Source organism: Maricaulis sp. (genome assembly GCF_030149235.1).
Classification (GTDB): Bacteria; Pseudomonadota; Alphaproteobacteria; order Caulobacterales; family Maricaulaceae; genus Maricaulis.
The window spans coordinates 20,629-44,525 of sequence record NZ_JASBRW010000081.1; the positions used below are offsets into that span (position 1 = coordinate 20,629).

General features: G+C 61.9%; 26 protein-coding genes. 8 read left to right on the forward strand and 18 right to left on the reverse strand.

Translation table 11 applies throughout. The annotated features are described in order from the left end of the window. Positions 1-208 precede the first annotated feature (208 nt). The 5 genes from Q1V51_RS12165 to Q1V51_RS12185 form a co-directional block, all read right to left on the reverse strand. Entirely contained in the window at positions 209-850 is a 642-nt protein-coding gene (locus tag Q1V51_RS12165; RefSeq protein ID WP_300556725.1) for a TIGR02594 family protein, read from the reverse strand. A gap of 77 nt (positions 851-927) precedes the next feature. Next, positions 928-1,854 (reverse strand): lysophospholipid acyltransferase family protein, encoded by a 927-nt coding sequence (locus Q1V51_RS12170; protein ID WP_300556727.1) that lies wholly within the window; start codon positions 1,852-1,854, stop codon positions 928-930. Then, a complete protein-coding gene (gene lpxK / locus Q1V51_RS12175) occupies positions 1,851-2,873 on the reverse strand; it encodes a tetraacyldisaccharide 4'-kinase (protein ID WP_300556729.1) in 1,023 nt (340 codons plus the stop codon). The genes Q1V51_RS12170 and lpxK overlap by 4 nt, the downstream gene beginning before the upstream one ends. Continuing rightward, positions 2,870-4,156, reverse strand: coding sequence for a 3-deoxy-D-manno-octulosonic acid transferase (locus tag Q1V51_RS12180; RefSeq protein WP_300556731.1), 1,287 nt, complete (start codon positions 4,154-4,156; stop codon positions 2,870-2,872). Before Q1V51_RS12180 ends, lpxK begins: the two co-directional genes overlap by 4 nt. Next, entirely contained in the window at positions 4,153-4,911 is a 759-nt protein-coding gene (locus tag Q1V51_RS12185) for a lysophospholipid acyltransferase family protein (RefSeq protein WP_300556733.1), read from the reverse strand. Before Q1V51_RS12185 ends, Q1V51_RS12180 begins: the two co-directional genes overlap by 4 nt. A 97-nt stretch (positions 4,912-5,008) precedes the next feature. Between Q1V51_RS12185 and Q1V51_RS12190 the strand changes: the two genes are divergently transcribed. Next, on the forward strand, positions 5,009-5,677 hold the full coding sequence (locus tag Q1V51_RS12190; RefSeq protein ID WP_300556735.1) for a sulfur transferase domain-containing protein: 669 nt from the start codon (positions 5,009-5,011) through the stop codon (positions 5,675-5,677). 133 nt (positions 5,678-5,810) lie between these two features. Further along, the gene (locus tag Q1V51_RS12195) at positions 5,811-7,442 is read left to right on the forward strand and encodes a hybrid sensor histidine kinase/response regulator (RefSeq protein ID WP_300556737.1); all 1,632 of its coding nucleotides are present in this window, start codon (positions 5,811-5,813) and stop codon (positions 7,440-7,442) included. Here the strand turns inward: Q1V51_RS12195 and Q1V51_RS12200 are convergent. From Q1V51_RS12200 to Q1V51_RS12225, 6 genes are all read right to left on the reverse strand, one after another. Further along, positions 7,439-9,193, reverse strand: a complete 1,755-nt coding sequence (locus Q1V51_RS12200; protein ID WP_300556738.1) for an ABC transporter ATP-binding protein — start codon at positions 9,191-9,193, stop codon at positions 7,439-7,441. The genes Q1V51_RS12195 and Q1V51_RS12200 overlap by 4 nt on opposite strands. A gap of 6 nt (positions 9,194-9,199) precedes the next feature. Continuing rightward, on the reverse strand, positions 9,200-9,457 hold the full coding sequence (locus Q1V51_RS12205; protein ID WP_300556740.1) for a DUF4170 domain-containing protein: 258 nt from the start codon (positions 9,455-9,457) through the stop codon (positions 9,200-9,202). Positions 9,458-9,477: 20 nt separating this feature from the next. Then, a complete protein-coding gene (locus Q1V51_RS12210; RefSeq protein ID WP_300556742.1) occupies positions 9,478-10,839 on the reverse strand; it encodes a TldD/PmbA family protein in 1,362 nt (453 codons plus the stop codon). 39 nt (positions 10,840-10,878) lie between these two features. Next, the gene (locus Q1V51_RS12215; protein ID WP_300556744.1) at positions 10,879-11,268 is read right to left on the reverse strand and encodes an MAPEG family protein; all 390 of its coding nucleotides are present in this window, start codon (positions 11,266-11,268) and stop codon (positions 10,879-10,881) included. Positions 11,269-11,270: 2 nt separating this feature from the next. Beyond that, on the reverse strand, positions 11,271-11,948 hold the full coding sequence (locus Q1V51_RS12220; protein ID WP_300556746.1) for a DsbA family oxidoreductase: 678 nt from the start codon (positions 11,946-11,948) through the stop codon (positions 11,271-11,273). Between the two features lie 133 nt (positions 11,949-12,081). Continuing rightward, on the reverse strand, positions 12,082-12,300 hold the full coding sequence (locus Q1V51_RS12225; protein ID WP_300556748.1) for a hypothetical protein: 219 nt from the start codon (positions 12,298-12,300) through the stop codon (positions 12,082-12,084). 144 nt (positions 12,301-12,444) lie between these two features. On the opposite strand from Q1V51_RS12225, the gene Q1V51_RS12230 reads away from it, so the two are divergent. Further along, a complete protein-coding gene (locus Q1V51_RS12230) occupies positions 12,445-13,011 on the forward strand; it encodes a YkvA family protein (RefSeq protein WP_300556750.1) in 567 nt (188 codons plus the stop codon). 9 nt (positions 13,012-13,020) lie between these two features. Here Q1V51_RS12230 and Q1V51_RS12235 read toward each other — a convergent pair whose 3' ends face one another. From Q1V51_RS12235 to xseA, 4 genes are all read right to left on the reverse strand, one after another. Further along, positions 13,021-14,214 (reverse strand): LL-diaminopimelate aminotransferase, encoded by a 1,194-nt coding sequence (locus Q1V51_RS12235; RefSeq protein ID WP_366522747.1) that lies wholly within the window; start codon positions 14,212-14,214, stop codon positions 13,021-13,023. Between the two features lie 246 nt (positions 14,215-14,460). After that, complete coding sequence (locus tag Q1V51_RS12240; RefSeq protein ID WP_300556754.1) at positions 14,461-15,357, reverse strand: M23 family metallopeptidase; 897 nt, start codon at positions 15,355-15,357, stop codon at positions 14,461-14,463. Continuing rightward, positions 15,354-15,584, reverse strand: a complete 231-nt coding sequence (locus Q1V51_RS12245; protein WP_300556756.1) for a DUF2093 domain-containing protein — start codon at positions 15,582-15,584, stop codon at positions 15,354-15,356. The genes Q1V51_RS12240 and Q1V51_RS12245 overlap by 4 nt, the downstream gene beginning before the upstream one ends. Positions 15,585-15,629: 45 nt before the next feature. Further along, entirely contained in the window at positions 15,630-17,084 is a 1,455-nt protein-coding gene (gene xseA, locus Q1V51_RS12250) for an exodeoxyribonuclease VII large subunit (protein WP_300556757.1), read from the reverse strand. Positions 17,085-17,191: 107 nt separating this feature from the next. Here xseA and purD point away from each other — a divergent pair, with 107 nt between their 5' ends. The 5 genes from purD (at position 17,192) to Q1V51_RS12275 (ending at position 22,410) form a co-directional block, all read left to right on the forward strand. Continuing rightward, positions 17,192-18,469, forward strand: coding sequence for a phosphoribosylamine--glycine ligase (purD, locus tag Q1V51_RS12255; protein WP_300556759.1), 1,278 nt, complete (start codon positions 17,192-17,194; stop codon positions 18,467-18,469). A 61-nt stretch (positions 18,470-18,530) separates the two neighbouring features. Further along, a complete protein-coding gene (locus Q1V51_RS12260) occupies positions 18,531-19,826 on the forward strand; it encodes an amidohydrolase family protein (protein ID WP_300556760.1) in 1,296 nt (431 codons plus the stop codon). Beyond that, the gene (locus Q1V51_RS12265) at positions 19,826-20,890 is read left to right on the forward strand and encodes a phosphotransferase (RefSeq protein WP_300556762.1); all 1,065 of its coding nucleotides are present in this window, start codon (positions 19,826-19,828) and stop codon (positions 20,888-20,890) included. The genes Q1V51_RS12260 and Q1V51_RS12265 overlap by 1 nt, the downstream gene beginning before the upstream one ends. 180 nt (positions 20,891-21,070) lie before the next feature. Beyond that, positions 21,071-21,820, forward strand: coding sequence for a TSUP family transporter (locus tag Q1V51_RS12270; protein ID WP_300556764.1), 750 nt, complete (start codon positions 21,071-21,073; stop codon positions 21,818-21,820). Then, positions 21,820-22,410, forward strand: coding sequence for a GNAT family protein (locus tag Q1V51_RS12275; RefSeq protein WP_300556766.1), 591 nt, complete (start codon positions 21,820-21,822; stop codon positions 22,408-22,410). Before Q1V51_RS12270 ends, Q1V51_RS12275 begins: the two co-directional genes overlap by 1 nt. On the opposite strand, the gene Q1V51_RS12280 is transcribed toward Q1V51_RS12275, so the two are convergent. The 3 genes from Q1V51_RS12280 to tadA form a co-directional block, all read right to left on the reverse strand. Continuing rightward, positions 22,388-22,762, reverse strand: a complete 375-nt coding sequence (locus tag Q1V51_RS12280; RefSeq protein ID WP_300556768.1) for a hypothetical protein — start codon at positions 22,760-22,762, stop codon at positions 22,388-22,390. The two genes, Q1V51_RS12275 and Q1V51_RS12280, sit on opposite strands and share 23 nt — an antisense overlap. A 90-nt stretch (positions 22,763-22,852) precedes the next feature. Next, entirely contained in the window at positions 22,853-23,275 is a 423-nt protein-coding gene (locus Q1V51_RS12285; RefSeq protein ID WP_300556770.1) for a hypothetical protein, read from the reverse strand. 90 nt (positions 23,276-23,365) lie between these two features. After that, positions 23,366-23,848, reverse strand: a complete 483-nt coding sequence (gene tadA / locus Q1V51_RS12290) for a tRNA adenosine(34) deaminase TadA (RefSeq protein WP_300556772.1) — start codon at positions 23,846-23,848, stop codon at positions 23,366-23,368. Positions 23,849-23,897 lie beyond the last annotated feature (49 nt).

Consider the following 23,897-nt stretch of genomic DNA (forward strand, 5'->3'; position numbering starts at 1 on the left):
ATCCTGACGAAAGTCAGGACCTCGACAACGTCCAACGCGACCTGTCGGGGTCCCGGATCAAGCCCGGGATGAGGGGGAGTTGATTTTCAAGCAGTGGGACTTGTTTCCCCCGCTCCGACCCGGCGCTTCGGCGCCGGGCCACCTCTCCCCGGGGAGAGGACGGGCGTCGAGCGTGACGTCTCGGGACACCTTATCGCCCGCTAGTCGATCAAACCGGCCAGCGATAACCCAGCAACTCGTAATGATTGCCCAGCTTGGGATAGTTGGAGATTTTCACCTTATTGGCCTGGTTGCCCCCCAACACCGCAACCCGGTCGCCAAGATCCTCGATGAAGAAGCCGACATGGCCGCCCGTGCCGCGCCGGAAGACGGTGATGGCGCCGCGGCGGGGATCGCCCATCGGTTCTTCCTCGCCCCAATTCTGATCGAACCAGCTGCGGGCCCAGGCGGTTTTCGGGCTGTCATGACCGGCTTGCTCCATCACCCAGCAGGCGAAGGCGGAACACCAGGGGGTTTCATCCTTGCAGCGCAGGGAAGGATCGGTCCTGGAACAGACCGCAAGATATTCCAGCACCCGCAGGGTATGATCCGGGCCCGGCGTTTCTGCGACGCCCATTTCGCGGCGCGCGATCTTGAGCCAGAGGGGATCGGGTGCCGGGTCGTTTTCCTCGGCCAGGACCGGAGCCGGGGCCGGTCCGCCATCGGGAACCAGGATCATCTCGCCGACCTTGATAAGGTCGGGGTTTTCCACCTGCGGATTGAGGACAAGCAGCCGGGCCAGCGTGATCGAATGCAGCCGAGCCAGACGGCTCAACGTGTCACCGGGACGAATTGCATAGGGTATCGGCATGGCGCGCTCCTTGCTGGGGAGCGCAATACTATCACACGGTGCAAGGCAGGTGATTTTTCCCGGAAGGCGGGAAACGGCTAACCCGTCTTGTAGACCGACTTGGCCCAGCGTCGATGGACCCAGAACCATTGTTCCGGCGCCTGGCGGATGACTTTTTCCGCCAGCTGGTTGATGCGCGTAACAGTCTCGAACACAGCCTGTTTCTTGTCCGGATTGGTCGAGATCTCGATCGGCTCATGCACCGTAACGCGGAAACGCACTCCGCCGAGACGCTGAACCGTGATCATCATCAAGGGTGCATTATGGCGCATGGCTAGACGCGTCGGCCCCGGCGCCGTCATCGCACCATATCCGAAGAAGGGCACCTCGATGCCGTCATTCATCTTCTGATCGTTCATCAGCGCGACGGACTCGCCGGCCTTGAGTGCAGCCATCAGGCTCTTGGCACCGTCTCCGCCCTTGGCCGTCATCAGCTTGATGTCATAGCGCGCGCGGGCTTCGAGAATGCGGGCATCGATATGGGGATTATTCGCCGCCCGGTAGGTGATGTGGCAATTCAGCCCGGACTTCATCAGCGCTGTGCCGCACAATTCCCAATTGGAATAATGCATGCCGAGAATGACGACTGGCGTACCGGCATCACGGGCGGCTTCGAGGCGCTCGCGGCCAACGAATTCGACCCGTTCATTGAAAAACCCGTCATCTGCGAAGGCGCCCATATTCGGCATCTCGCCGATCAGACGGCCAAACCCTTCCCAGGACTGCCCCAGAAGACGCTCGATCTCGACCGGTTCGGCCTCCGGGAAACAGCGCTGCATATTGATGCGGGCGATATTGTGGGTCGGCGTCATCGGGCCGATCCGGCGCAGCATCGCGCCGGCCGCATCGGAAGCCTTGTCGATCCCCTTGGCTCTGTACCAGGCTTCATAGGCATCCCAGCCCAGCGCCTCGAGGCGCCAGCCAAGCCGAGTCATGAAAGGAGTGGGAGCGGACGCGTCAGTCATGCCAAAGGTTTAGCACTCTCGTCGCTGGCGTCCACGACGCGCTGCAACAGCGCATCGAGAACGTCCGACTGGGCAAAGGCGGCCTCGACGGGCCAGGCCGCAATGCGTTCACGGGCATGGACCGGCAGTCGCACCCAGTCTTTCTCCGTCGTCACCAGGCTCGCGCCATGCCGCGCCGACAAGGAGAACAGGTATTTCAGCTCCCCTTCCGAGAAGACATGGTGATCACCGAAACTGACCGTATCGATGATCTCGCCGCCGGCCGCTGTCAGCGCATCATAGAATTTCTCCGGCCGGCCAATCCCCGCAAAGGCGATCAAAGCCCCGCCGGGCGGTGGAGCAGTCGGTTTCATCCAGGCGCGCAGCACCGGGTATTCGACCTCATCCAGGCCCAGCCCGCGATAATCCGGCTCGCTGTCCTGATCCGGCATCATCACAATCGCCGCATCGGCGCGCGCAAGCCCCGCCTCGACCGGTTCACGCAGGGGGCCGGCGGGAAAGACCCGGCCATTGCCCCAGCCGACTTGTCCATCGATGACCAGAATGGAGAGTGACTTCGCAAGGCTCGGGTTCTGATGCCCGTCATCCATAACCACAACGGAAGCCCCCTCCCCGGCTGCCAGCTCGGCCCCGGCCGGCCTGTCCCGACTGATCACAACCGGCCCGGCCTGGGCCAGGAGCAGGGGTTCGTCCCCGACATCACCGGCATCCTGGTGCACGGGATCAACTTGGAGCGGTCCCTTTTCACGCCCGCCATAGCCCCGCGACAGAGCAAAGGGCTGCGCACCCAGAGCCGCCAGCCGCCGCATCAGGGACTGCACAACCGGTGTCTTGCCAGTCCCGCCCAAGGTGAGATTACCAACGCAGATCACCGGCACGCTCAACTCATGCGCCTGGGTCGAGCGCAGGCGACGGGCCCCGGCCCAGGCGTAGAGCGCGGCCAAGGGCGATAGCAGGGCTCGTACCAGGGGTGCGGCCTCACGTCCTTCGCTGACCGTCCAGAATGCCGGTGCCTTCACTGCTCCGCCTCCTCGGGTTCAAGCAGCTCTTGCAAAGCCGATACGGTCCGCGCCAGGGCTCCACCGGCAGCAGCGCTGACCGCGGCCTGGGCCTGCTCTAGCCTGGGGCCACGATGGCCCCAGATATCGGCAACGGCTTCGGACATGTCGACGGCATCCTCGACCCAGCGGATCGCGTCATGCTCGGTATAGGCGTCATAGACGTCCTGGAAGCTGGGGACGTGCCGGCCAGACAGGACCGAGCAGCCGGCCTGGGTCGCCTCGATCGGATTATGCCCGCCAATCCCCGGCTTCAGGGAACCGGCAATCAGCGCCGCCGGCGAGACCGCGAACCATAGCGCCATCTCGCCCAGCGTATCGGCCAGCCAGACATCATCCTCGCTGGTCGGCACCTCATCCTTGGAGCGCCGGGCCCATTTGTGCTTGTGACGCTTCAAAAGGCGTTCGATTTCGTCGCCTCGTTCGGGATGCCGCGGTGCCAGGATCAACAGCGCGTTGGGATGTTCGGACTTCAGCATCGCATTGGCCAAGAGCGCGATCCCGTCCTCGCCGTCATGCGTGGACACCGCCAGCCAGACCTCGCGCCCGGCCAGCGCCACCTTGATACGCGAGAGCTCATGGGGATCAGGCGGAGCGGGAAGCGCTTCAAGCTTGAGATTCCCCGCCAGCGGGACGGCCGATCCGGTCAAGTCTTCCAAGCCGTCCCGGGTACGCTGATCGGCGGCGCCGATCCAGTCGAAACAGGCCAGCAGCCAGCGCGCTGTATCCGGGCGGCGGCGCCAATTGCGAAGCGAGCGGTCATTCATCCGCGCATTGACCAGCGCCATGGGCACTCCGCGGCGCGCAGTCTCGACAATCAGATTGGGCCAGAGCTCGGATTCGGCGAATACCGCCAGATCGGGTTTCCAGTGCTCAAGAAACCCGGTCGCTGCCGCTTGCGTATCCACCGGCACATATTGATGGCGGGCGTTCGACGGCAGGCGTCGCTGCATCAGCTCGGCTGATGTTTTCGTACCGGTCGTGACGAGGAAATTGAGATCCGGCCGGACTCCGCCAAGCTCCTCGACGAGCGTGGCCAGGACGAGGCTCTCGCCCACGCTGGCGCCATGCAGCCAGACCAGAGCCCCCTCGGGCCGGTGCGCCTTGGGCTGTCCCAGACGCTCATTGAGCCTGGACAGATCTTCCTTGCCCGTCTTCGCGCGCCGCTTCAGCACCATGGGCGCGAGCGGCGCTGCAAGTTGCATGGCGAAGCGGTAGGCCGCCAATGACGGCGGCAGGCTCATGCCGGGGCACCCCCAGCGTCAGCACGCGGGCGCTCACTCTCATCGGGTTCGATGACTTCGGCCCCGACCGCCTCATCGGCTTCCCGGGTAATGGCGATCATACGCTCCTCGAGCAATTGCCGCGCAGCGTCCAGCTCTTCCTGGGTGGCATCCTTGGCGACATGGATCGGATCGCCCCAGATGATCACACCCTTGGTGAAGAAATGCGGCAGGCAATGCCGGTCCCAGGCCTTGGTCAGAATGGTCTTGCGCCGAGTCGACCAGGTGAAGGGTACGATGGGCACGCCGGTATCACGCGCCATGCGGACAGCGCCATAGCCGGCGCGCATGCGCGGGCCGCGCGGGCCGTCCGGCGTGATCACGCCGCTCATGCCCTCCTCGATCAGGCGCTTCATCTCGCGATAGGCGACACCGCCGCCCTTGAACTTCTCCGGCTTGGCCTTGTTGTGCGAGGAGCCGCGCACCAGCACGACATTATACCATCGGGCCAGGCGCGAACCGAGATCGCCTTCGCGCGAACGCGAGGCCAGCGCGACCATGCGATGACGTTTGCGATACCAGCCCTGCAGCGCCATCAGCACACGACCGTGCCAGACGACCCCAAGGATCGGCGTGTCATTGTCCAGTACATTCTCGATGTACTCGTTATTGCGAACTTCCCAACGAATGGAGTAACGCACGGCCTCAATATAGAGGACACCAGCAAAGGCGAGAATTTCCTGGACCCAAGGTCGGGACATGAGTTTTTTAGACATAATAACCTTTGCTCGCCCCCAATCGCGAAAAGGTCAAGCGCGGCTCGCGGTTGCCAGCGCGCGCCTGGCGGCCTAAATGCCGCGCAGTAAAGATTGGATGAGTATGGCCTACGATCTCAACGACCCCAAGGACCGCCAGCGCGCCTGGACTGACTATTTGTGGAAAGACCACGGCATACTGCGCCAGCGTTTCTCCAATTTCCACGAAGTCGGCGGCGGCATGTGGCGCTCGAACCAACCCTCTCCGGAGCAGCTTGAAGCGCTCAAGGAGAAGGGGTTCAAGACCATTCTCAATATTCGCGGCACCCAGCCGGGTGTCTGCTATTACGATCTCGAGAAAGAGGCCTGCGACCGGCTCGGCCTGGCCATGATCGACATGCCCTTCGGATCACGCGAGGCGCCGTATCTCGACCGCATGCAGCGGGCCAAGCGGATTTTCGAGGAAATCGAATACCCGGCCCTGATCCACTGCAAGTCCGGCGCAGACCGGGCCGGGCTGATCTCGGTGTTTTACCGACTCGTCCATCTGAACCTGCCGTATGAAGAGGCGATCACTCACCTCTCCTTGAAATATCTGCATGTTAAGGCTGGCAAGACCGGGGTGCTCGACCATTTCTTCGACACCTACCGGCAGTATAACGAATCAAATCCGATCGCCTTTTGGGAGTGGGTCGAGACTGTCTACGACCGAGAGGCTGTACAGGCTGAATTTATGGCGAGCTGGTGGGGTAACCTGCTGACAGAACGCATTCTTCGCCGCGAATAGCGGGGTTTGATTCTTTATAACCGCCTGAATCATCAGATATGAATCAACTATCCACAGCTTTGCGGCACATTAATCCCCGTTAACCATGTTCAGCGCGAAGGGCGCGCCGGACTTGAGGTTGGGAGACGGGGCGATGCGCGATCTGATGATCCGGGATGAACAGGCTGGCGAACGCCTGAGCCGGTTGAACTACATTCTTTCTCGGGAATCCTGTCAGACTTTCCTTGAAGCCTTCGTCTGCTCCGTCGCCGACCTGTTCGATGCTGACCGCGTCCTCGTCGGCCGGATTGACGTACAACACAAATATGTCCGCACCCTCAAGGTCGCGACCGGCAACCAGCTGACCCAGAACTTCTGCTACGGGCTCGCAGGCACACCCTGTCGCGAGGTCATGCGCGTGGGACCGGCCATCCATGAGGACCACGTCGCCGAGAGCTTCCCGCAGGACTTCAGCCTGCGCGAGATGGGCATACGCGGCTATATCGCCATGCCGCTCTATCAGGGCGCCCAGTCCATCGGCATTGTGGTGGCCCAGTTCAAGCGACCATTGGAAGATGCCGACGAGCTGCTCGCGGTGCTGAGCCATTACAAGCGCCGCCTCACCGCCGACATCCTCACCGTTGAGTCGGGCGAGCGCGCCGCGCTAGCGATCAAGGGCACGTCCGACGGGATTATCGACTGGTGCCTGGAAACCGATCAGATTTATCTCTCCGCCCGCTGCCGCGAACTGCTGGGCTACCAGTCCCGCGATTTCACTGCCGGCTCGGAGACCTTCTCCACCCTGATCCACCGCGAAGACCGGATGCGGTTCAACTCGGCCTTCAGCGCCCATCTGGAAACCGGTCGCGCTTTCGACATGACAGCACGCATCAAGGTGGTCGGCGGCAATTACCGCTGGTTCCGCATCCGTGGCGAAGCCGTGCGCACGCCGGACGGCGAAGCCAGCCGCTTCGTCGGCGCCATGACCGATATCCATGACCTGGTCGAGGCGCGCCAGCAAGCCACGGAAGCCAGCCGCGCCAAGTCCAAATTCCTGGCCACGATGAGCCATGAAATCCGCACGCCGATGAATGGCGTGCTGGGCATGTCGAGCCTGCTGTCCGCCTCCGAGCTGGAAAGCTCCCAGCGCGAGATGGTCGAGATGATCCAGAGCTCGGGCCAGGCCCTGTTGGACATTCTCAATGACATCCTCGACCTCGCCCATATCGAGTCCGGGCGTTTCGAGGTTGAGGACGCGGTCTACAACCCCGCCGACCTGGTCCGCTCGCTGGAAATGCCTTACCGGCTCAAGGCGATGGAGAAGGGTCTGAACTTCCATCTCGACATCGATCCAATCGCCGACCGGGAAGCCGCGGGCGATCCAGCCCGGGTACGACAAATCCTATCCAACGTGCTGTCCAACGCGATCAAGTTCACCGATCGGGGTGAGATCCGCATGCGCTGCCTGATGTCGCAAAAAGAGGATGGCCGCCACGTCGTCTGCTACGAGATCGGCGACACCGGGATCGGTATGGACAGTGATCTGATGTCGCGCATTTTCATGCCGTTCAGCCAGGCCGAAAGCGAGCTGGCACGCAAGAATGGCGGTACCGGTCTGGGCCTCGCCATCGCCAAGAAACTGGCCGAACTGATGGGTGGAGACATCCGGGTCGAAAGCGCACCGGGCGCGGGCTCGGTCTTCTGGCTCGACCTCCCGGCCGATACGCAGCCGGCGACGGATACGGTCGAGAACGAAGCGGCTGATAACCTTGGCGGAACCGCCTAGTCGTCTCCGCCGAACTGAAGCTTGCACAGCTTTGCATAGAGCCCGCCGCGCGCCAGCAAGTCGTCGTGCCGGCCCTCCTCGCGGACCTGCCCGGCTTCCATGACGTAGATCCAGTCGGCATCGCGCACGGTCGAGAGCCGGTGAGCAATCACCAGCGTGGTACGATCCTCGGAAAGACGCTCCAGGGCGGCCTGCACGCGCCGCTCGGACTCCGTATCGAGGGCGCTGGTCGCCTCATCAAGCAGCAGGATGGGCGCGTCCTTCAGGATCGCCCGGGCGATCGACAGGCGCTGGCGCTGGCCACCGGACAGATTGCCGCCGCGCGGGCCGACCCGACTGTCATACCCCTCCGGCAACTCCATGATGAAGTCATGGGCGTCGGCGGCCTTGGCGGCGGCGATAATATCCTCGTCGCTGGCCCCAAGCCGGCCAAAGGCGATATTTGCGCGGACGCTATCGTCAAACAGGGTCACATCCTGGCTGACCAGAGCCAGGCTGGCACGCAAGGATGCGAGCGAAACTGCACGCACGTCCTGGCCATCAATTTCGACCTGTCCGTCCGAGACATCATAAAGCCGGGGGATCAGGTTCAGCACCGTAGACTTGCCCGAACCGGATGGTCCGACGAGGGCGACGGTCTTGCCTGGCCGCGCGACCAGATTGACGCCGTCGAGCGCCAACGTCCCGTCAGGATAGGCAAACCGCACACCACTCAGCGCCACTTCACCGGCACTGGCCGAGAGCGGTGGTGCATCAAGCGACGGGGTGACCGTATCCACCTCGTCCAGTACGCTGAAGACACGGTCGAGGACGGCAAAGCCTTCCTGCACCACGGCATTGAGCGTGCCGATCGCGCGGATGGCCGGCGACATCACGCCTATCCCGGTCAGCACGCCCAGGATATTGCCGATCGAGGTTTCGCCATTCATCAGGCGCCAGCCGGCAAACGCGACCAGACCGGCCAAGGCAACACCCCCGGCGACTTCAAGGATCGGGTCGACGCGGGCCTTGTTCTCGGTGATGCGGAACAGGAAGCGCAAACGCTCGGCAAAGGATTTGCCGGCCCGTTCGGTTTCATAGCCTTCCAGACCATAGGTCTTGACCATGCGCGCACCAGAGAAACTCTCCTCGAGCTGGCTGGTCACGGCGCCCATTTGCGACTGGGCATCGGCCGAGGTCTTGCGGAGGCGCTGACCGATCTGCAGAACCGGATAGAAGGCGATCGGATAGACGAGCAGGATCATCGCCGTCAGCATCCAGTCGAGATAGAGCATCCAGGCGATCGCACCGATAACGGTGAAGACATCGCGCACCAGGTTGTTGGCCAGGCGCACCAGCGTCTCGCGCAACAAGGTGATGTCATTGGTGAAGCGCGACACCAGCCCGCCTACGGGCTCAAGGCTCAACCGCGCGAAATCCGCATGCACCAGTTTGGAGAACATCGAGTTCTGCATGTCCTGCATGACATGCAGAGCGATATTATTGGTCTGTACGGTCTGGGCGTAGAGGCTCACCGAACGCAGCGTGGCCAAGCCCATGATGACCATGGGCGCCAGCGGGAAAAAGTCGGCGCTGCGGGCCTCGAGCAGGTTGAACGTCCAGGCGATCAACCCGGCATAGCTTGCCGCCGCCCCCGCCGTGACGACGGAGAGCGACAGGGCCAGAGCGACCAGCGCCGGCCGCTTCAGGACCCAGTCGCGCCACAGGCGGCGGCCCAGCGCGAGGGTGGACTGACGGGGAGCGGCGCTCAAAGCGATCTACTTCTTGTCGGTATTCGGTTCGAGAAGCTGGTGCGCGTGGATGATGAAATAGCGCATGTGCGCATTGTCCACGGTCCGCTGAGCCGCGCCCTTCCAGGCCGCCCGGGCCTCGGCATAGCTGCCGAACGCACCGACGAAATCGATCTGTTCGAGATCCTTGAAGGCGATATTGTCCGGATCAACGGTTTGCAGCTCCCCACCGATCACCAGGTGCAGAAGCTGTTTTTCGAATTTGCTGTCTGTGGGATTGGCCATGATGGCTCCTCTTGGAGAGATCAAAGACCGCCGACGGCCATAGCGTCGACGAAGATACTGGGTGCATTGAACGCACCCCGGAATTCAAGGTCACTGGCAGGCACGAGCCGGCCGAAAATCTCGATGAGATTGCCCGCCACGGTGATCTCGCTTACCGGGTAGGCGATCACGCCCTGTTCGATCTTGTAACCCGAGACGCCGACCGACCAGTCACCGGTATTCGAGTTCAGCGACGGGCCGAACATTTCCATGACCAGCACACCATCCTGGATCGCGCCGACCATGTCATCGCGAGACTGGCGGCCCGCCTCCATGTGGAAATTGGTCGGCCCGGCCCCCGGAGGACCGCCCATGGAGCGGCGCGCATGCCCGGTCGGGGTCATGTCGAGCTGACGCGCGGAGGCAGAATTGAGGAACCAGGTCGTCAAGCGGCCCTGGTCGATTACGGCGCTGCGCCGGTTCACCGTGCCCTCGCCATCAAACGGCGCCGAACCATGGCCCCAGTCCTTGTGCGGGTCATCGATGATATTGATCGTGTCGGCGAACACCGCCGCACCCAGCTTGTCACGCAGGAAGGAGACACCCCGGGCGACGGCCGGTCCGCTCACAGCGCCAGCCAATGCGCTCAGGAAGGTCGAGGCGACACGACGGTCGAACACCACCGGCAGGGTACCGCTTTCGATCTTGCGCGGCCCGACCCGGCGTGCCGTGCGTTCACCCGCTTCGGTGCCGATCTCCTCAATTGATTTCAGGTCCTCGGGGCGGCGGGCACTGGAGGCGGCGTAGTCGCGCTCCATCGCTCCATCCTTCTCGGCGATGACGCTGGCGCCATAGCTGAACATGGATTTGCGCCAGCCGCGGTTGAAACCGGTCGAGGTTGCATAGGCTGCTGCCCCTTGCCCCATGCTGGCAAAGGCGCTGTCGGTCATGGTCACGCCATCAACACCACGGGCAAATTTCTCGATCTCTGTCGCCTTGGTTTCCAGCTCGGCCGGTGACCACTGGCTCGCATCAAACAGGGCCAGTTCCGGCGGATCCTGGGCCAGACGTTCCGCCTCAGCCAGCGCCGAATACGGATCCTCCGGTGCGACACGTGCCATGGCTACGGCGCGTTCAATGCTTTGCTGGCAACCGGTCGCGGAAAGGTCGGAAAAGGCCACGCCGGCTTGCTGCTTGCCGACAAAGACCCGCACCCCTGCGTCCAGGCTCTCGGACCGCTCGATTTCCTCGAGCTTGCCATCACGAACGGACAGCTCGGTGGAGCGGGATTCCCCGATCGAGGCCTCGGCCGCGTCGGCGCCCGCCTTCAAGGCGCGCTGAACCAGGTCGGCGGCGATATCCTGCAAACGGACGGTGTCGGGAGCGTTGGATGTATCTGTCATGTTCGGGCTATAGCTCCAGCCGCTAGGTGCGGGCAATCCTTACAGGGCAGCGACAATCAACAGGACGCCCATGGCGACCAGGGTCAGCCAGCTCACCAGCGTCCCGACCAGGCGGCCGAAACTCCGGCCAGGTACTGACATCAGGCCCTGGGCATGGAGAAGGCGCGCCACCAGGAGCGCGATGCCCAGCCCATGCAGAATGGTGGCGGATGTGTCCACGAGTGCCAGCGCGATCAAGCCGGCCATACCGGGCACGCCATGCTCGATCTGGTTGGCGTGTACGCGCGTGGCCTGTTCCAGCTTCTGGTCTTCACCAATGCCCAGACTGACAGCAGAGCGCTGGCGGTTCAGGCTGACATTGAATGCCAGGGCTACGGTGAGAATGAGTTGAAGGCCGACATACAGGCCGGCAATTTCCAATACGGTCATGATTAGACCTCCCCTTCGTCTGCATTTTCCTCAGGCGGCATCTGGCTCGCCTCGCGAATGGCATCGGCCAGAACACCGGGCTCCTGCGCCCCGGAGACGGCAAAACGGCCATTGAAGATATAGGTCGGCACACCGCTGACCCCGAGTTTGCGGTAGAACATTTCCTCGTCCCACACCGCTTTCTCATCCTTGTCGCTGGCCAGCAACTCGCCAACAATGGGTGCCTCGAGGCCGATATCTCCGGCAAGCTCGATCAGCACGGCGATATCGCCGATATCTCGATTGTCCTTGAAGAAAGCCTCGAACAGGGCTTCCGCCGCAGCATCGGACTTGGACTGCCCGGCCGCCCAGCGCATCAGCCTGTGAGCGTTGAGCGTATTGGGGCGGTGCTTGATGCCGTCGAAGTTGAATTCAATCCCGGCGCCCGGAGCGGACTGTTCCAGATAGTCGCGCATCGCCTTCCACTGCTCCGCCTTCTCGCCGGAGAATTTAGACTTCATGTAATCGCGATAGGGCGCGCCTTCACGGGCGATGGCGGGATCAAGCTGATAGGGGCGCCAGACGGTCTGGACCTTGATGTTCGGCACCTGTTTGAGGGCCGCATCCCAGTTGCGCTTGCCCAGCCAGCACCAGGGGCAAACCAGATCAGCCACGATATCGACGGAGACGGGTTGAGTCATACCCGTCAGTTAGGCCGTTTCGGCGCGGAATGCGACCCCCGGGGTGGGGCGATCATCCCCGGTTGCGGACTACACGCCAATGAAGACTACATGTCGGGGATGATGCCCACCGGCCACCCGGGACCGGATACGATCAGACGGTTATATCGAGTAGTGTGTCCGTCATTTCGCTGGTGGTGTTGACCATTACAGCTGCCGCCTTGCTGACCATCTCGGCCTTCTTGACCGCGACACTGGCCTGGATCACGTCCTGACCGGTCGACGCGGCCTCCACAACATTGCGGGCCGCAGCCGATAACTGGGACTGCGCACTCAGCATGCCGGAGACGGCCGTATTGAAGGCAACATTCATGAGAACAATACTAGGCGAAGGGCCCTCGCGACCGAAGCCCGAACCGGCATCGTTGTTAACGCACGGTTAGCAGCAATTATGCGAGCAGCTCTGACTAGAATCTGCTTGTATGTCGCCACCACTCTTCACCAGCGAGGCCCCCCGATGTCCGAAACTTCCGCTCCTTCCCTCAAAGTCGAGTTCGAGCTTACCGAAACCGATATCGCCTTTTTCAAGGAGAAGCTGGACGAAGCCTGCGAAAAGCATGGCGATGAAGGAGAGATCCTTGAGGGCGTCGCGGCGATGAAAAAGCAGGCGCTGGCCTCCAATCCGCCGGCCTTCGTCAAGGACCGCATTGAAAAACTCGATCCGCTGGTCGCCATGATTAAGGACGAGGACTGGAAGCTCGACGGCGACGACCGCAAGCGCGTCCTCGACGCTCTGGCCTATTTTGCCGAGCCACATGATCTGATCCCCGATCACATCCCGGGCATCGGCTATGTCGATGATGCCATCATGATCGACCTGGTCAGCGCCGGCCTCGAGCCGGAACTTGAGGCCTATGCAGACTTCTGCGCCCACCGCGAGGACCTCAATGCCGGCGAAGGTGATCTGCCGCCGCTGGAAGATGCCCGCAAGGTCATGCAGTCACGCATGCGCCGCCGCCGTAGCCGTAGTCGAGCACGTCCGGGCGCTTTCGGTCCGGGCGGTTCGGTGACGCGCTATTTCTAAGGCTCTGCCCTAGACAGCACGCAATCTGGGTTGGCGGGTTTTCAAAAAACCCGCCACTTTTCTTGCGGCCTGGCGAATGCGTTGCTCATTCTCAACCAGGGCCAGGCGCACATACCCCTCACCATGCTCGCCAAAGCCGATCCCGGGCGCGACGGCAACACCAGCCTCCTGCATTAGCGCCTTGGAAAATTCGAGCGAGCCCATCTCCTCGCACCCCGGCGGCAAAGGAGCCCAGGCGAACATGGACGCCTCCGGCGCCGGCACCGGCCAGCCCGCGCGACTGAAACTCTCCACCAGGACATCGCGCCGGTTGCGATAAATCGCCCGTGCTTCATCGACACAGTCCTGTGGACCGTCGAGGGCCGCGCAAGCCGCCACCTGGACCGGTGTGTAAGCGCCGTAATCGAGATAAGATTTCACCCGTGCCAACGCCGCGACCAGACGCTCTGAACCGGCCGCAAACCCGACCCGGAAGCCGGCCATGGAATAGGTTTTCGACATCGAGGTGAACTCGATGGTCCGCTCTTTCGCGCCTTCGACCTGAAGCATGGACGGTGGCGGGGTGTCACCGAAGTAGATTTCCGAATAGGCGAGATCCGACAGGATCAGGATGTCGTGTTTCTTGGCGAAGCGGACCACGCGCTCATAATAATCCAGCGTCGCGGTCTGGGCCGTCGGGTTGGACGGGTAACACACCACGATCGCGATCGGTTTGGGCACCGAATGCTGTACGGCATGCTCCAACCCGGCCAGATAGTCTTCCGGGGTCGGCGCATGGACATGCCGGATCGTGCCGCCGGCAATGAGGAATCCGAACGTATGGATCGGGTAAGACGGGCTGGGCGCAAGCACGACATCACCCGGCGCGGTAATGGCCTGGGCGAGGTTGGCAAAGCCTTCCTTTGAACCGAGCGTGACGATAGTTTCGGTATCCGGGTCCAGGTCGACGCCAAATCGCTTCTTGTAATATCGCGCATGGGCGGCTCTCAGGCCGGGAATACCCCGCGAGGCCGAGTATCGATTAGTCCGCTCGGCGTCGGCGGTCTCCTTCAGCTTGTCCAGGATGTGCGCTGGCGTCGGCAAATCGGGATTTCCCATCCCGAAATCGATGATATCGACACCATCCTTGCGCAATTTCGCCTTGGTTCGATTAATTTCTTCGAATACATAGGGAGGAAGGCGTTTTGTTCGGTGAAACCCCATCGTACAATCCTGCTGCATTGCAATATTTTCCCATCTGACCCTGCCCCTGATCCTGAGACAAGACCCTGCGCGCAGCAGGCGACGAAAAAACGGCAATACACGGGTGTTGTGATGGTCGAAGGCTAACTGCCCCGCGTTGGGACGGGCACAGTCCACTCCCGCTCGAAGGCGGTCTGGTCACAATTGCTGGACTGGGTGAAAAGCAGACGGCGACCAGCGCTGACGAATGTCGGCGACTGCGCAGCGTTACTCGCCACGCAGCCCGGTCACGTCGAGATCCAGCAGGACCTGAGGGTCAAAGTAGAACTGATTACGCAGCTTCACACGCCAGTCCAGGTGCGGGCCGGTTGAACGGCCGCCAGCGCCAATATCGCCAATCAGCTGACCTTGCTCGACGAACTGCCCCTCTTCGACATGAACAGCGGAGAGATGCAGGAAAGCGCTGACAAGGCCCTGGCCGTGATCGATGAAAATCAGCCCGCCCTCGTAATACATGTCCGGCTCGGCAAGGGTCACAAGACCACTGGCGGGCGCGACAACAGGCGTGCCGGTCGCATTGGCCCAGTCGAGCCCCCAATGCACGCCACGCTCATCGCCATTATTGTAAACGCGTGCAGACCCATAGACACCGGTCACCCGGCCGTCGGCCGGTGCGATGAATCCATCGAGAAAGCCCTGGCCATCCCAGGTGGAATTGAAGGCCGCCTGTTTCTGCGCGTACTCACGCTGGCGGCGCGGCAGGGTGGACGGATCGGGCGTCACCGTGGATTGGGGCACACCGTCGACACGCTGCAAGCGATACTCACGCTGGGAGATCTCGCGCACCTCATCGACGATGGTCGGATTTTGTGCTTGTGGTCCGGTCAGCTCGACACGAAAGGGCAGGCTTCCCGGGGCCCGGCGCGGGATCGCGACCATGGTCCAGCCGTCCTCATCGGCCTCACCGGTCACATCGCCGAGGGTCACGCGGCTCATCGGACCGTAGTTACAAAGCAGGAAGCCGCCTTCCTGGAATTCACCGAAACAGCCTTGCGTCACAAGCGAGGCGCCACCGGGCGCATCCGCCAGAAACTCACCGATCGGATCAGCCTCGGCCGGCATGGCCCCAGCCTGAAGAGCAATCGCCAGAAGCGCTGCAATCATGCACCTTCTCCCGAATTCAGCTCACGCCAACGCTGGGTTGCAATCAGATTGTCCCGATAGGCCTCCTGCTCGTCCACATTCCAGTAGCGCAGCTCAGCCAGTGGGATGTTGTCACCGGTCACCGCACAACGCACGAAAGCCCCGGGTTTGAGGATGATGAAATCGCTATCGCCATACTCAAGGATGGCTTCGCCTTCGAACTCGGAATCAAATTTGGACTGGGTCATGGTTTTCTATCTATCACGCAGACAAGTGATCGGGGAGTGAGACTGCTAGAACAAAGTCCCTTGCCCTTCCGGTCGCGGTTTGGGTTTCTTTGGCTTCGCTGGCGGCCTCTTGACGGGTTGGGCCCTGGCCGGTTCGGTGTTTTCCTGCGACGGCGAACCATCAATCACGGCCTGACGTCGTGCGTCTGCGAATTCGAGATCGACCTTGGCTCCGGCCTTCAGGTGCAGACCATCTCGGACCAGCTTACCACTCTGATCATAGACCAGGACAAAACCGCGGCTGAGCACGGATTGATGACTGAGTGAATTGAGCCGCGCCGACCAGCTGTCGAGCGTTCGCCGCTGGTCACGCAGCAATCTCTGCATGGCCGGTTGCAGACGTTCGCCGCGGTCATGGGCACGTTGTCGCCGCTGCTGGATGTCGCGCCCCAGGGCAGCCGGTTTCAAGCCGGCGGCAAGGACGAGCAAACGGGCCCGTTTTTCCGCAGCGTGGTTGAGCAACGCGCCATCAAGGCGATCCGCTGCCATGTCAAAACGTTGCCGCTTGAGCTCCAGCAAGGCGGTCGGCCTGGGAAGCGCCCGTGCCGCGGAACGCAAATCGGTCCGTCGGCGTTCGATCAGGCGCGACAGAGACGCGACCAGGCGCCCGCCCAGCGTATCCAGCTGCGCCTTGAGCTCTGCGCGCACCGGAACCGCCATTTCCGCAGCACCTGTCGGCGTGGGGGCACGTCGATCCGAGGCATAGTCGATCAATGTGGTGTCGGTCTCATGGCCTACCGCAGAAATCAGCGGGATATTGCTATCGGCAACGGCACGAACCACGACCTCTTCATTGAAACCCCAGAGGTCCTCGATCGAGCCCCCGCCCCGGGCCACGATCAGCACGTCCGGGCGCGGGACATCGCCATCGGGGTCCATCGCGTTAAAGCCACGAATGGCCGCGGCGACCTGTTCTGCAGCGCCATCACCCTGCACCAGAACCGGCCAGAGCAGGACCTGGCGCGGAAAACGGTCACGCAGCCGGTGCAGGATATCGCGGATGACCGCCCCGGTCGGCGAAGTAACGACACCAATCGTCTTGGGCAGGAAGGGCAGAGGTTGCTTTCGCTCCGGTGCGAAAAGCCCCTCACCCGCCAGCTTCTTCTTGCGCTCCTCGAGCAGAGCCATCAGCGCGCCGGCACCGGCAGGCTCCATGGTCTCGACGATGAGCTGGTATTGCGAGCGCCCCGGATAGGTCGACATCCGGCCTTCAATGATTACTTCCAGCCCTTCTTCCGGACGGAAGCGGAAGCGAGCCGCGGTCCCTTTCCAGGCGATCGAAGCGATGACCGAACGCTCATCCTTGATATCAAAATAGACATGCCCGGATTTGGCCACTACGACGCGGCCCAGCTCACCGCGGACGCGGACATGGCCGAACGCGTCCTCGACGGTGCGTTTGAGCGATCCGGCGAGTTCGGAGACGGTAAATTCGTGGATGTTTCCGGCGGGCGAGTTCATCACGATCTTGGTAAGGTGGAATGCGCTCGATCGCAACGGCGTGACGGACTCGGCAAGCGGCTCGCTTTGAGTTAGTCAGGGCGAAAAGCGACAGATGAGGCTGACCCATGAAAGTTCTGGTCATCGGTTCCGGTGGACGCGAGCATGCCCTGGCCCGGAAAATCTCCCAGAGCCCGGCTTTGACGGAACTCCACGCCGCCCCCGGAAGCCCCGCTATCGGCGCGCTTGCGACCTGCCACAATATTGCAGTTGCTGACCTCGATGGACTGGTTGGCCTGGCGCGCGACCTGGGCGCCGACCTGGTTGTTGTCGGCCCGGAGAACCCGCTCTGTGATGGCCTTGCCGATCGCCTGAACGCGGCGGGTATCGCCGTCTTCGGACCATCGGAGAAAGCCGCGCGGCTGGAAGGCTCCAAGGCTTTCGCCAAGGATTTCTACGCCCGTCACAATGTCCCGACCGCGGGCTACGGAACCTTCACCGATGCATCCGAGGCGAAAGCCTTTCTGGACTCGATGAGCCCACCCTATGTGCTCAAGGCTGACGGGCTGGCCGCTGGCAAAGGCGTCGTCATTGTCGAGGACCGCGGTGAAGCGGAAGCCGAGATCGATGCCTTCCTGTCCGGCAAGTTCGGTGAAGCCTCGCAGACCCTGGTGATCGAGGAGTTCATGAGCGGCGAAGAAGTCTCCATCTTCGCCTTGTGTGATGGTGAGACCGTGATGTTCTGCGGCGCCGCCCAGGACCACAAACGGGTCGGCGAAGGCGATACCGGCCTGAACACCGGCGGGATGGGCGCCTATTCTCCGGCACCGGTCGCGACACCGGAATTGATCGAAACGGCCATGAAAACGATCATCGAGCCGGTTGCAAAAGGACTCGCGGCCGAGAACTCACCTTTCCGGGGGGTCTTGTTTGCGGGACTGATGGTCACCGAAACCGGCCCGAAAACCGTGGAGTTCAACATCCGCTTCGGAGACCCGGAGTGCCAGGTGGTGATGAAACGACTGGCCAGCGATATTCTGCCCTATCTAAACGCGTGCGCGACTGGCGGACTGGCCAAGCTCGAGCCGCTGACCTGGTCGGAAGAGCCCGCAATAACCGTTGTCATGGCTGCAAACGGCTATCCAGGGAGCTATCAGAAGGGCACGGCCATCAATGGTGTCGATGAAGCCAATGCCATGGAAGGCGTGGTCGTGTTCGAAGCCGGCACGGCGCGGGACGACCAGGGACAACGGACCGCCAATGGCGGGCGCGTATTGAATGTCACGGCAAGCGGTGAGAGCCTGCACTATGCCGCCGACCGAGCCTATGCCGCGATTGACCTGATCGACTGGCCGGACGGGTTTTGCCGCCGCGACATTGGCTGGCGCGCGCTGAAAACGCACTGATCTGTTTGACATCCCCGGCGCGGCCTTCACATTGAGGCGCACAAGAAACGGGGAGGTTTCCATGATCCGCTTTGCGCTTGGCGCGGCCCTGGCCGCGCTGACGGCCGGTATGGCTGTCGCTGATGACCACGACGACCTGACTGTCATTCACGCCGGCCAGCTCCTGGCGGTCCCGGGTGAAGCGGTCCTGGAAAACCACTCCATCATTATCCGCGGCGAGCGGATTGACCGGATCGAAGCCGGCTTCGTCACGCCGGATGGAGCCGAAATTGTCGATCTGTCTGATGACTTCGTCATGCCCGGCTTCATCGACAGCCATGTTCACCTGCTCACCGAGCTCGGGCCGGGCCGCCGCTTCAATCATTTCACCATGTCCAGCGCCGACCTGGCCTTTGACGGTGCCGTTCATGCAGAGCGGACCTTGATGGCCGGTTTCACCGCCGCGCAGGATGTCGGCGGTGATTTTGAAGCGATCCGCGCCCTGCGCGACGCCATTCGATCCGGCGACGTGCCCGGTCCGCGCCTGCGCATTTCCGGCACCTCTGTCACGCCGACCGGTGGTCATGGCGACATCAATGGTTTTGCGCTTGATGTCATGCATGACTTCGAAAGCCCGACGGCCTGCGATGGACCGGCCAATTGCCGTGAGGCTGTGCGGACGCTGATCCGAGGCGGTTCCGACGTCATCAAGATCACCGCGACCGGCGGCGTGTTGTCCGATACGGCCGCAGGCGTGGAACGCCAGTTCTTCAATGACGAGCTCGCCTCGATCGTTGAGGCTGCCCACATGATGGGCCGCCGCGTCACGGCGCATGCACACGGCGTGACAGGGATCAATGCCTTCCTGGAAGCCGGTGGCGATTCCATCGAGCACGGCACCTATCTCGATGACCGCTCGATCCGGCTCATGCGCCGTAACAATGCCTATCTGGTTCCCACCGTCCTGGCCGGCGTCACCGTTGCGGAAATCGCGGCCTCGCCGGAAGCCGCCAATGTGATGACCGCCAATCAGCGCGACAAGTCACTCTCGGTCGGCCCGCAAATGCTCGACATGGTTCGCCGCGCCCATGAGGGCGGTGTCACCATTGCCTTCGGCACCGATAGCGGCGTCTCGCGCCACGGTGACAATGCGCGCGAATTCGAGCTTTATGTCGAAGCCGGCATGACGCCGATGGAAGCCATTGTGACCGCCACCATCAATGCCTCCACCCATCTGCAGATGGAGGACGACATCGGCACGCTGGAGCCCGGCAAGTACGCGGACATCATTGCTGTTGATGGCAATCCGCTGGACGATATTTCAGAACTGCGCGACATCGATTTCGTCATGCAGGGCGGTGAGGTTTACAAAGACTGATGAGCAAGATCGACGACAGCTTCAGCGGCACCAAGGACGTAGCCGAGGCCCTGGCTTTTGACGAAGGGGCGCTGGCGGCCTGGATGACCGAGAATGTGGACGGTTTTGCCGGCCCGTTGAGCGTCAGCCAGTTCAAGGGTGGACAATCCAACCCGACATACAAGCTCGACACGCCATCCAAGAGCTATGTCCTGCGCCGCAAACCGCCGGGTAAGCTGCTCCCCTCAGCGCATGCCGTTGATCGCGAACACCGGGTCATGAAAGCCCTGGGTGAGCAGGGCTTCCCGGCGCCGCATATGTTCGGTCTGTGCATGGACCGTGAGATTATCGGCACGGAATTCTACGTCATGGATTTCGTCGAGGGCCGGATCTTCTGGAATGGCCTGCTCCCGGAGGTCGAGAAAGACGAGCGCGCCGCGATCTATGACGCCTCCAATGCGACCCTGGCCCAGCTGCACGGAATCGATTTCGAAGCCGCTGGACTGGGTGATTACGGCAAGCCCGGCAATTATTTTGAGCGCCAGATCGGTCGCTGGTCCAAGCAATACCGGGCTGCGGAAACCGAAGCCGTCAGCGAGATGGACAAATTGATCGAATGGCTTCCGCAGGCCGCACCGGAGCAGGAGCGCACCTCGGTCGTGCATGGCGATTATCGCCTCGACAACATGATCTTCCACCCGACCGAGCCTCGCGTTATCGCGGTGCTGGACTGGGAGCTCTCAACGCTTGGTGATCCGTTGGCCGACTTCACCTACCAGCTGATGGGTTGGGTTATGCCGCCGGAAGTGCGCGGTGGCTTCCTCGGCATCGACCTCGACGCCCACGCCATCCCCTCGATGCAGACCTATGTTGAGGCTTATTGCGCGCGGACCAATCGGGACGGCATCCCGGAGCTCGATTTCTATTTCGCATACAACATCTTCCGCCTCGCCTCGATCGTTCAGGGCGTCTATGCCCGGGCCTTGCAGGGCAATGCCTCCAATGCCAAGGCCATGGAGCTGGGCAAGGCGGTAGTGCCGCTGGCGCAAGGGGCGTGGAGCTTCGCCAAGAATGCAGGCGCGTAAGTGAAATAATCGCGCGATTGGGGCATCGGGCTGGGCACCGACGATAAAGGCGCTGGCGACCCCAGGGCTCATCAAGGCGAAACCTGCTTGGCTTCGCCTTGATGGAAGTCCGCGACCAGCTCCGTCACACCGCGAGGCGATGACTTGCTTGGGCTTGCCGACACGGCGTAAGCCGCTGTCATGAGCCCCGTCACCTTGCTCCTCCTTTTGCTGGCTACATTCATCACCGCCACGATCTCGGGCATTTTTGGCATGGCCGGCGGCTTGGTTCTGATGGGCGTGCTGGCGCTACTCCTGCCCGTCTCGTCGGCGATGGTTGTGCACGGGGCTATCCAGAGCGTTTCCAATGGCTGGCGCGCGGTCATCCTGCACCAATGGATCAACTGGCGCATTCTGGCGATCTACCTGACCGGTTCCGCCCTTGCCGCAGGCTTATTGCTGTGGCTCACTTTTGAGCTCGACGCGGCCTGGCTGTTTATTGCCCTTGGTCTGGTTCCGGGCTTTGTCTGGATACCGAAACACCTGCTCCATCTAGATGCCGCCCGTCCGCACCATGCCATCGCGTGTGGCTTCACCGTGACCGGCCTCAATGTGGTCGCCGGCGTGTCCGGCCCCCTGCTGGATGTGTTTTTCGCGGAGACCGACGCCGATCGCCGCGCGATCGTGGCGACCAAGGCTGCGACCCAGGTCGTCTCGCATGGCGTCAAGATCGGCTATTACATCCTGCCGGCCCTCACTGCCGGTGTTTTGCCTGCCGCGCATTGGCTTCTGCTTGCGGCGCCGCTTGCCATACTCGGCACGACGCTGGGCACGCGCGTGCTCAATCTGATGAGCGATATCCAGTTCCGGCAATGGACGAAATGGATCGTCAGCGTGATCGGGCTGATCTACATCCTGCGAGGTATCACAATGCTGACAGGGACGAGCTGATGCAGCTGGAACCCGTACGACTTGAAAACGAAATTGTGCGTCTGGAGCCTCTCCGCGAAGACCACCGCGAGGCCTTACGCCCGATCGCCTCGGACCCTGAATTGTGGTCTCTGAGCACGATCCGCGGCGATGGCGAATATTTCGACAGCTGGTTCGATCACATGCTGAGCAGTCAGAACCAGGCCAAGCAAATATCCCATGCCGTGGTGCGCAAGACTGACGGGGCCGTCGTCGGGCATACGGCTTTTCTCTCTATCTTTCCCGAGCATGCCCGGCTTGAAATCGGCTGGACCTGGTATGACGCGAAAGCGCGCGGCACCCAGATCAATCCCGCCTGTAAACTCCTTTTGCTGGAGCGCGCTTTCTTGGCCGGAGGCCGACGCGTCGAGCTCAAGACCCATGGCCTGAATCAACGCTCGCAGAACGCCATGCTGAAAATGGGTGCGAAGAAAGAAGGCGTCTTGCGCCAGCATACCAAGACCTGGCGCGGCGATTGGCGTGACACTGTTTTCTTTTCGGTATTGCGTGATGAGTGGCCGATCGTCCGGGAAGGTCTCAAAGCGCGGCTCAACCCGCAGTTTCCGGACTGAGCAACCACGCCAGGGCATCCTCATAAACCCGGAACCGGTCCAGCGTGATACCATTGGCGACCAGACGCTCCATGATCGGCCGCACCGCAGAAAGCGTGCTTTGTTCCTTGATCAGCACGGCGATGCGCAAGCTCGGTGGGAAAGCGTCCAGCACGGCCGCGGCGATCTTGGGGGCGTCTTCGGACTTCCAGGCCGGAATATAATAGCGCGCATCAACCAGGAGACGATGAGGGGCACCATCGTCGAAAACCGCCTTGGCCGCAGACACCCGATCCAGAACCTGTTCGAGGTCCGAAACGTGCTCATGCTCAAGCAAGACATACCCGGATTGTAGTATGACCTGCCCAATCATGCCGCAGTGCTCACCCCAAGTCGTTGCCACACGCTGAACTTATACCACCTGGTGGACGTCAAAAAGGAAAACAAGAACGCGTTCGACAGCTTAGCCGCTATAGCATTGGCCGGCCGGCTGCCCGTTGCGGAGCGCGGCAACGGCTTCACCATCCGCTTGAAAGATGTCGAAGTCAGCGGCTTCCCCGGGCATCAGATAATGCCGGGACGGCGTCCCGGCGCTCGCCCGTGCCGAAACCCGGATGATGATCGCATCATTGACTGCCGGACGAATTATATGGCCGCCCAACGCCCATTCGGCGACGTCGACACCGTCGACTTCCAGACCACCGCCCATAGCGGTAATCACACCATCCTCGATCAAAACGTCCTGGTGCTCCCAGCGACCGCTGGCATCCTCAATGGTGACATCGCGCAGGATCACAGTCGCCTCGAGACAGACCGTCGAGGCCTGTGCGGCTGGCGCGCCAATCGCTGCAATCACGGCAAGCAAAAGGAGAGAAACACGGATCATGGACGGGGCGCCCTCGCAAAGTCCCAAGAGAATTTGTGCGATATCGAATTTCGTAGCGTCTGTGCGTGACGATTCCGTGAATTTTCAAAGTTAAGGCTTCTGGACCGATTTTTTCCGCCGGGCCCGGAAAAAACTCCGTAACTGCTCGGCACTGTCACCCGCCAGAACACCGCTGACCACATCGGGGCGCCAATGACAGGTCGGTTGATCGAAGAACTTCACACCGTGATCGACAGCCCCGCCCTTTTTGTCAGGCGCTGCATAGACCAGTCGACCAATACGGGCATGACTGATGGCGCCCGCGCACATGGTGCAGGGCTCCAGCGTGACGAAAAGCTCCAATCCGGTCAGGCGGTAATTGCCTATCTTTTCAGCCGCTTCGCGCAGGACGAGGATCTCGGCATGCCCCGTCGGATCGTTCAGGCCGATCGGGCGATTATGGTCCTGTGCGATGATCTCATCGGAATCCGGATCCACCAGAACAGCACCGATCGGCGCCTCGCCGATATCAGCCGCCGCTTGCGCTAGTTCTAGCGCGACCTGCATAAAGCGTGTATCCCGCGCGTCCGCCATGTCGGCGGCCTAGAGCGCTTGAGCGAAAGGGTCAAGATTGACCGATCAG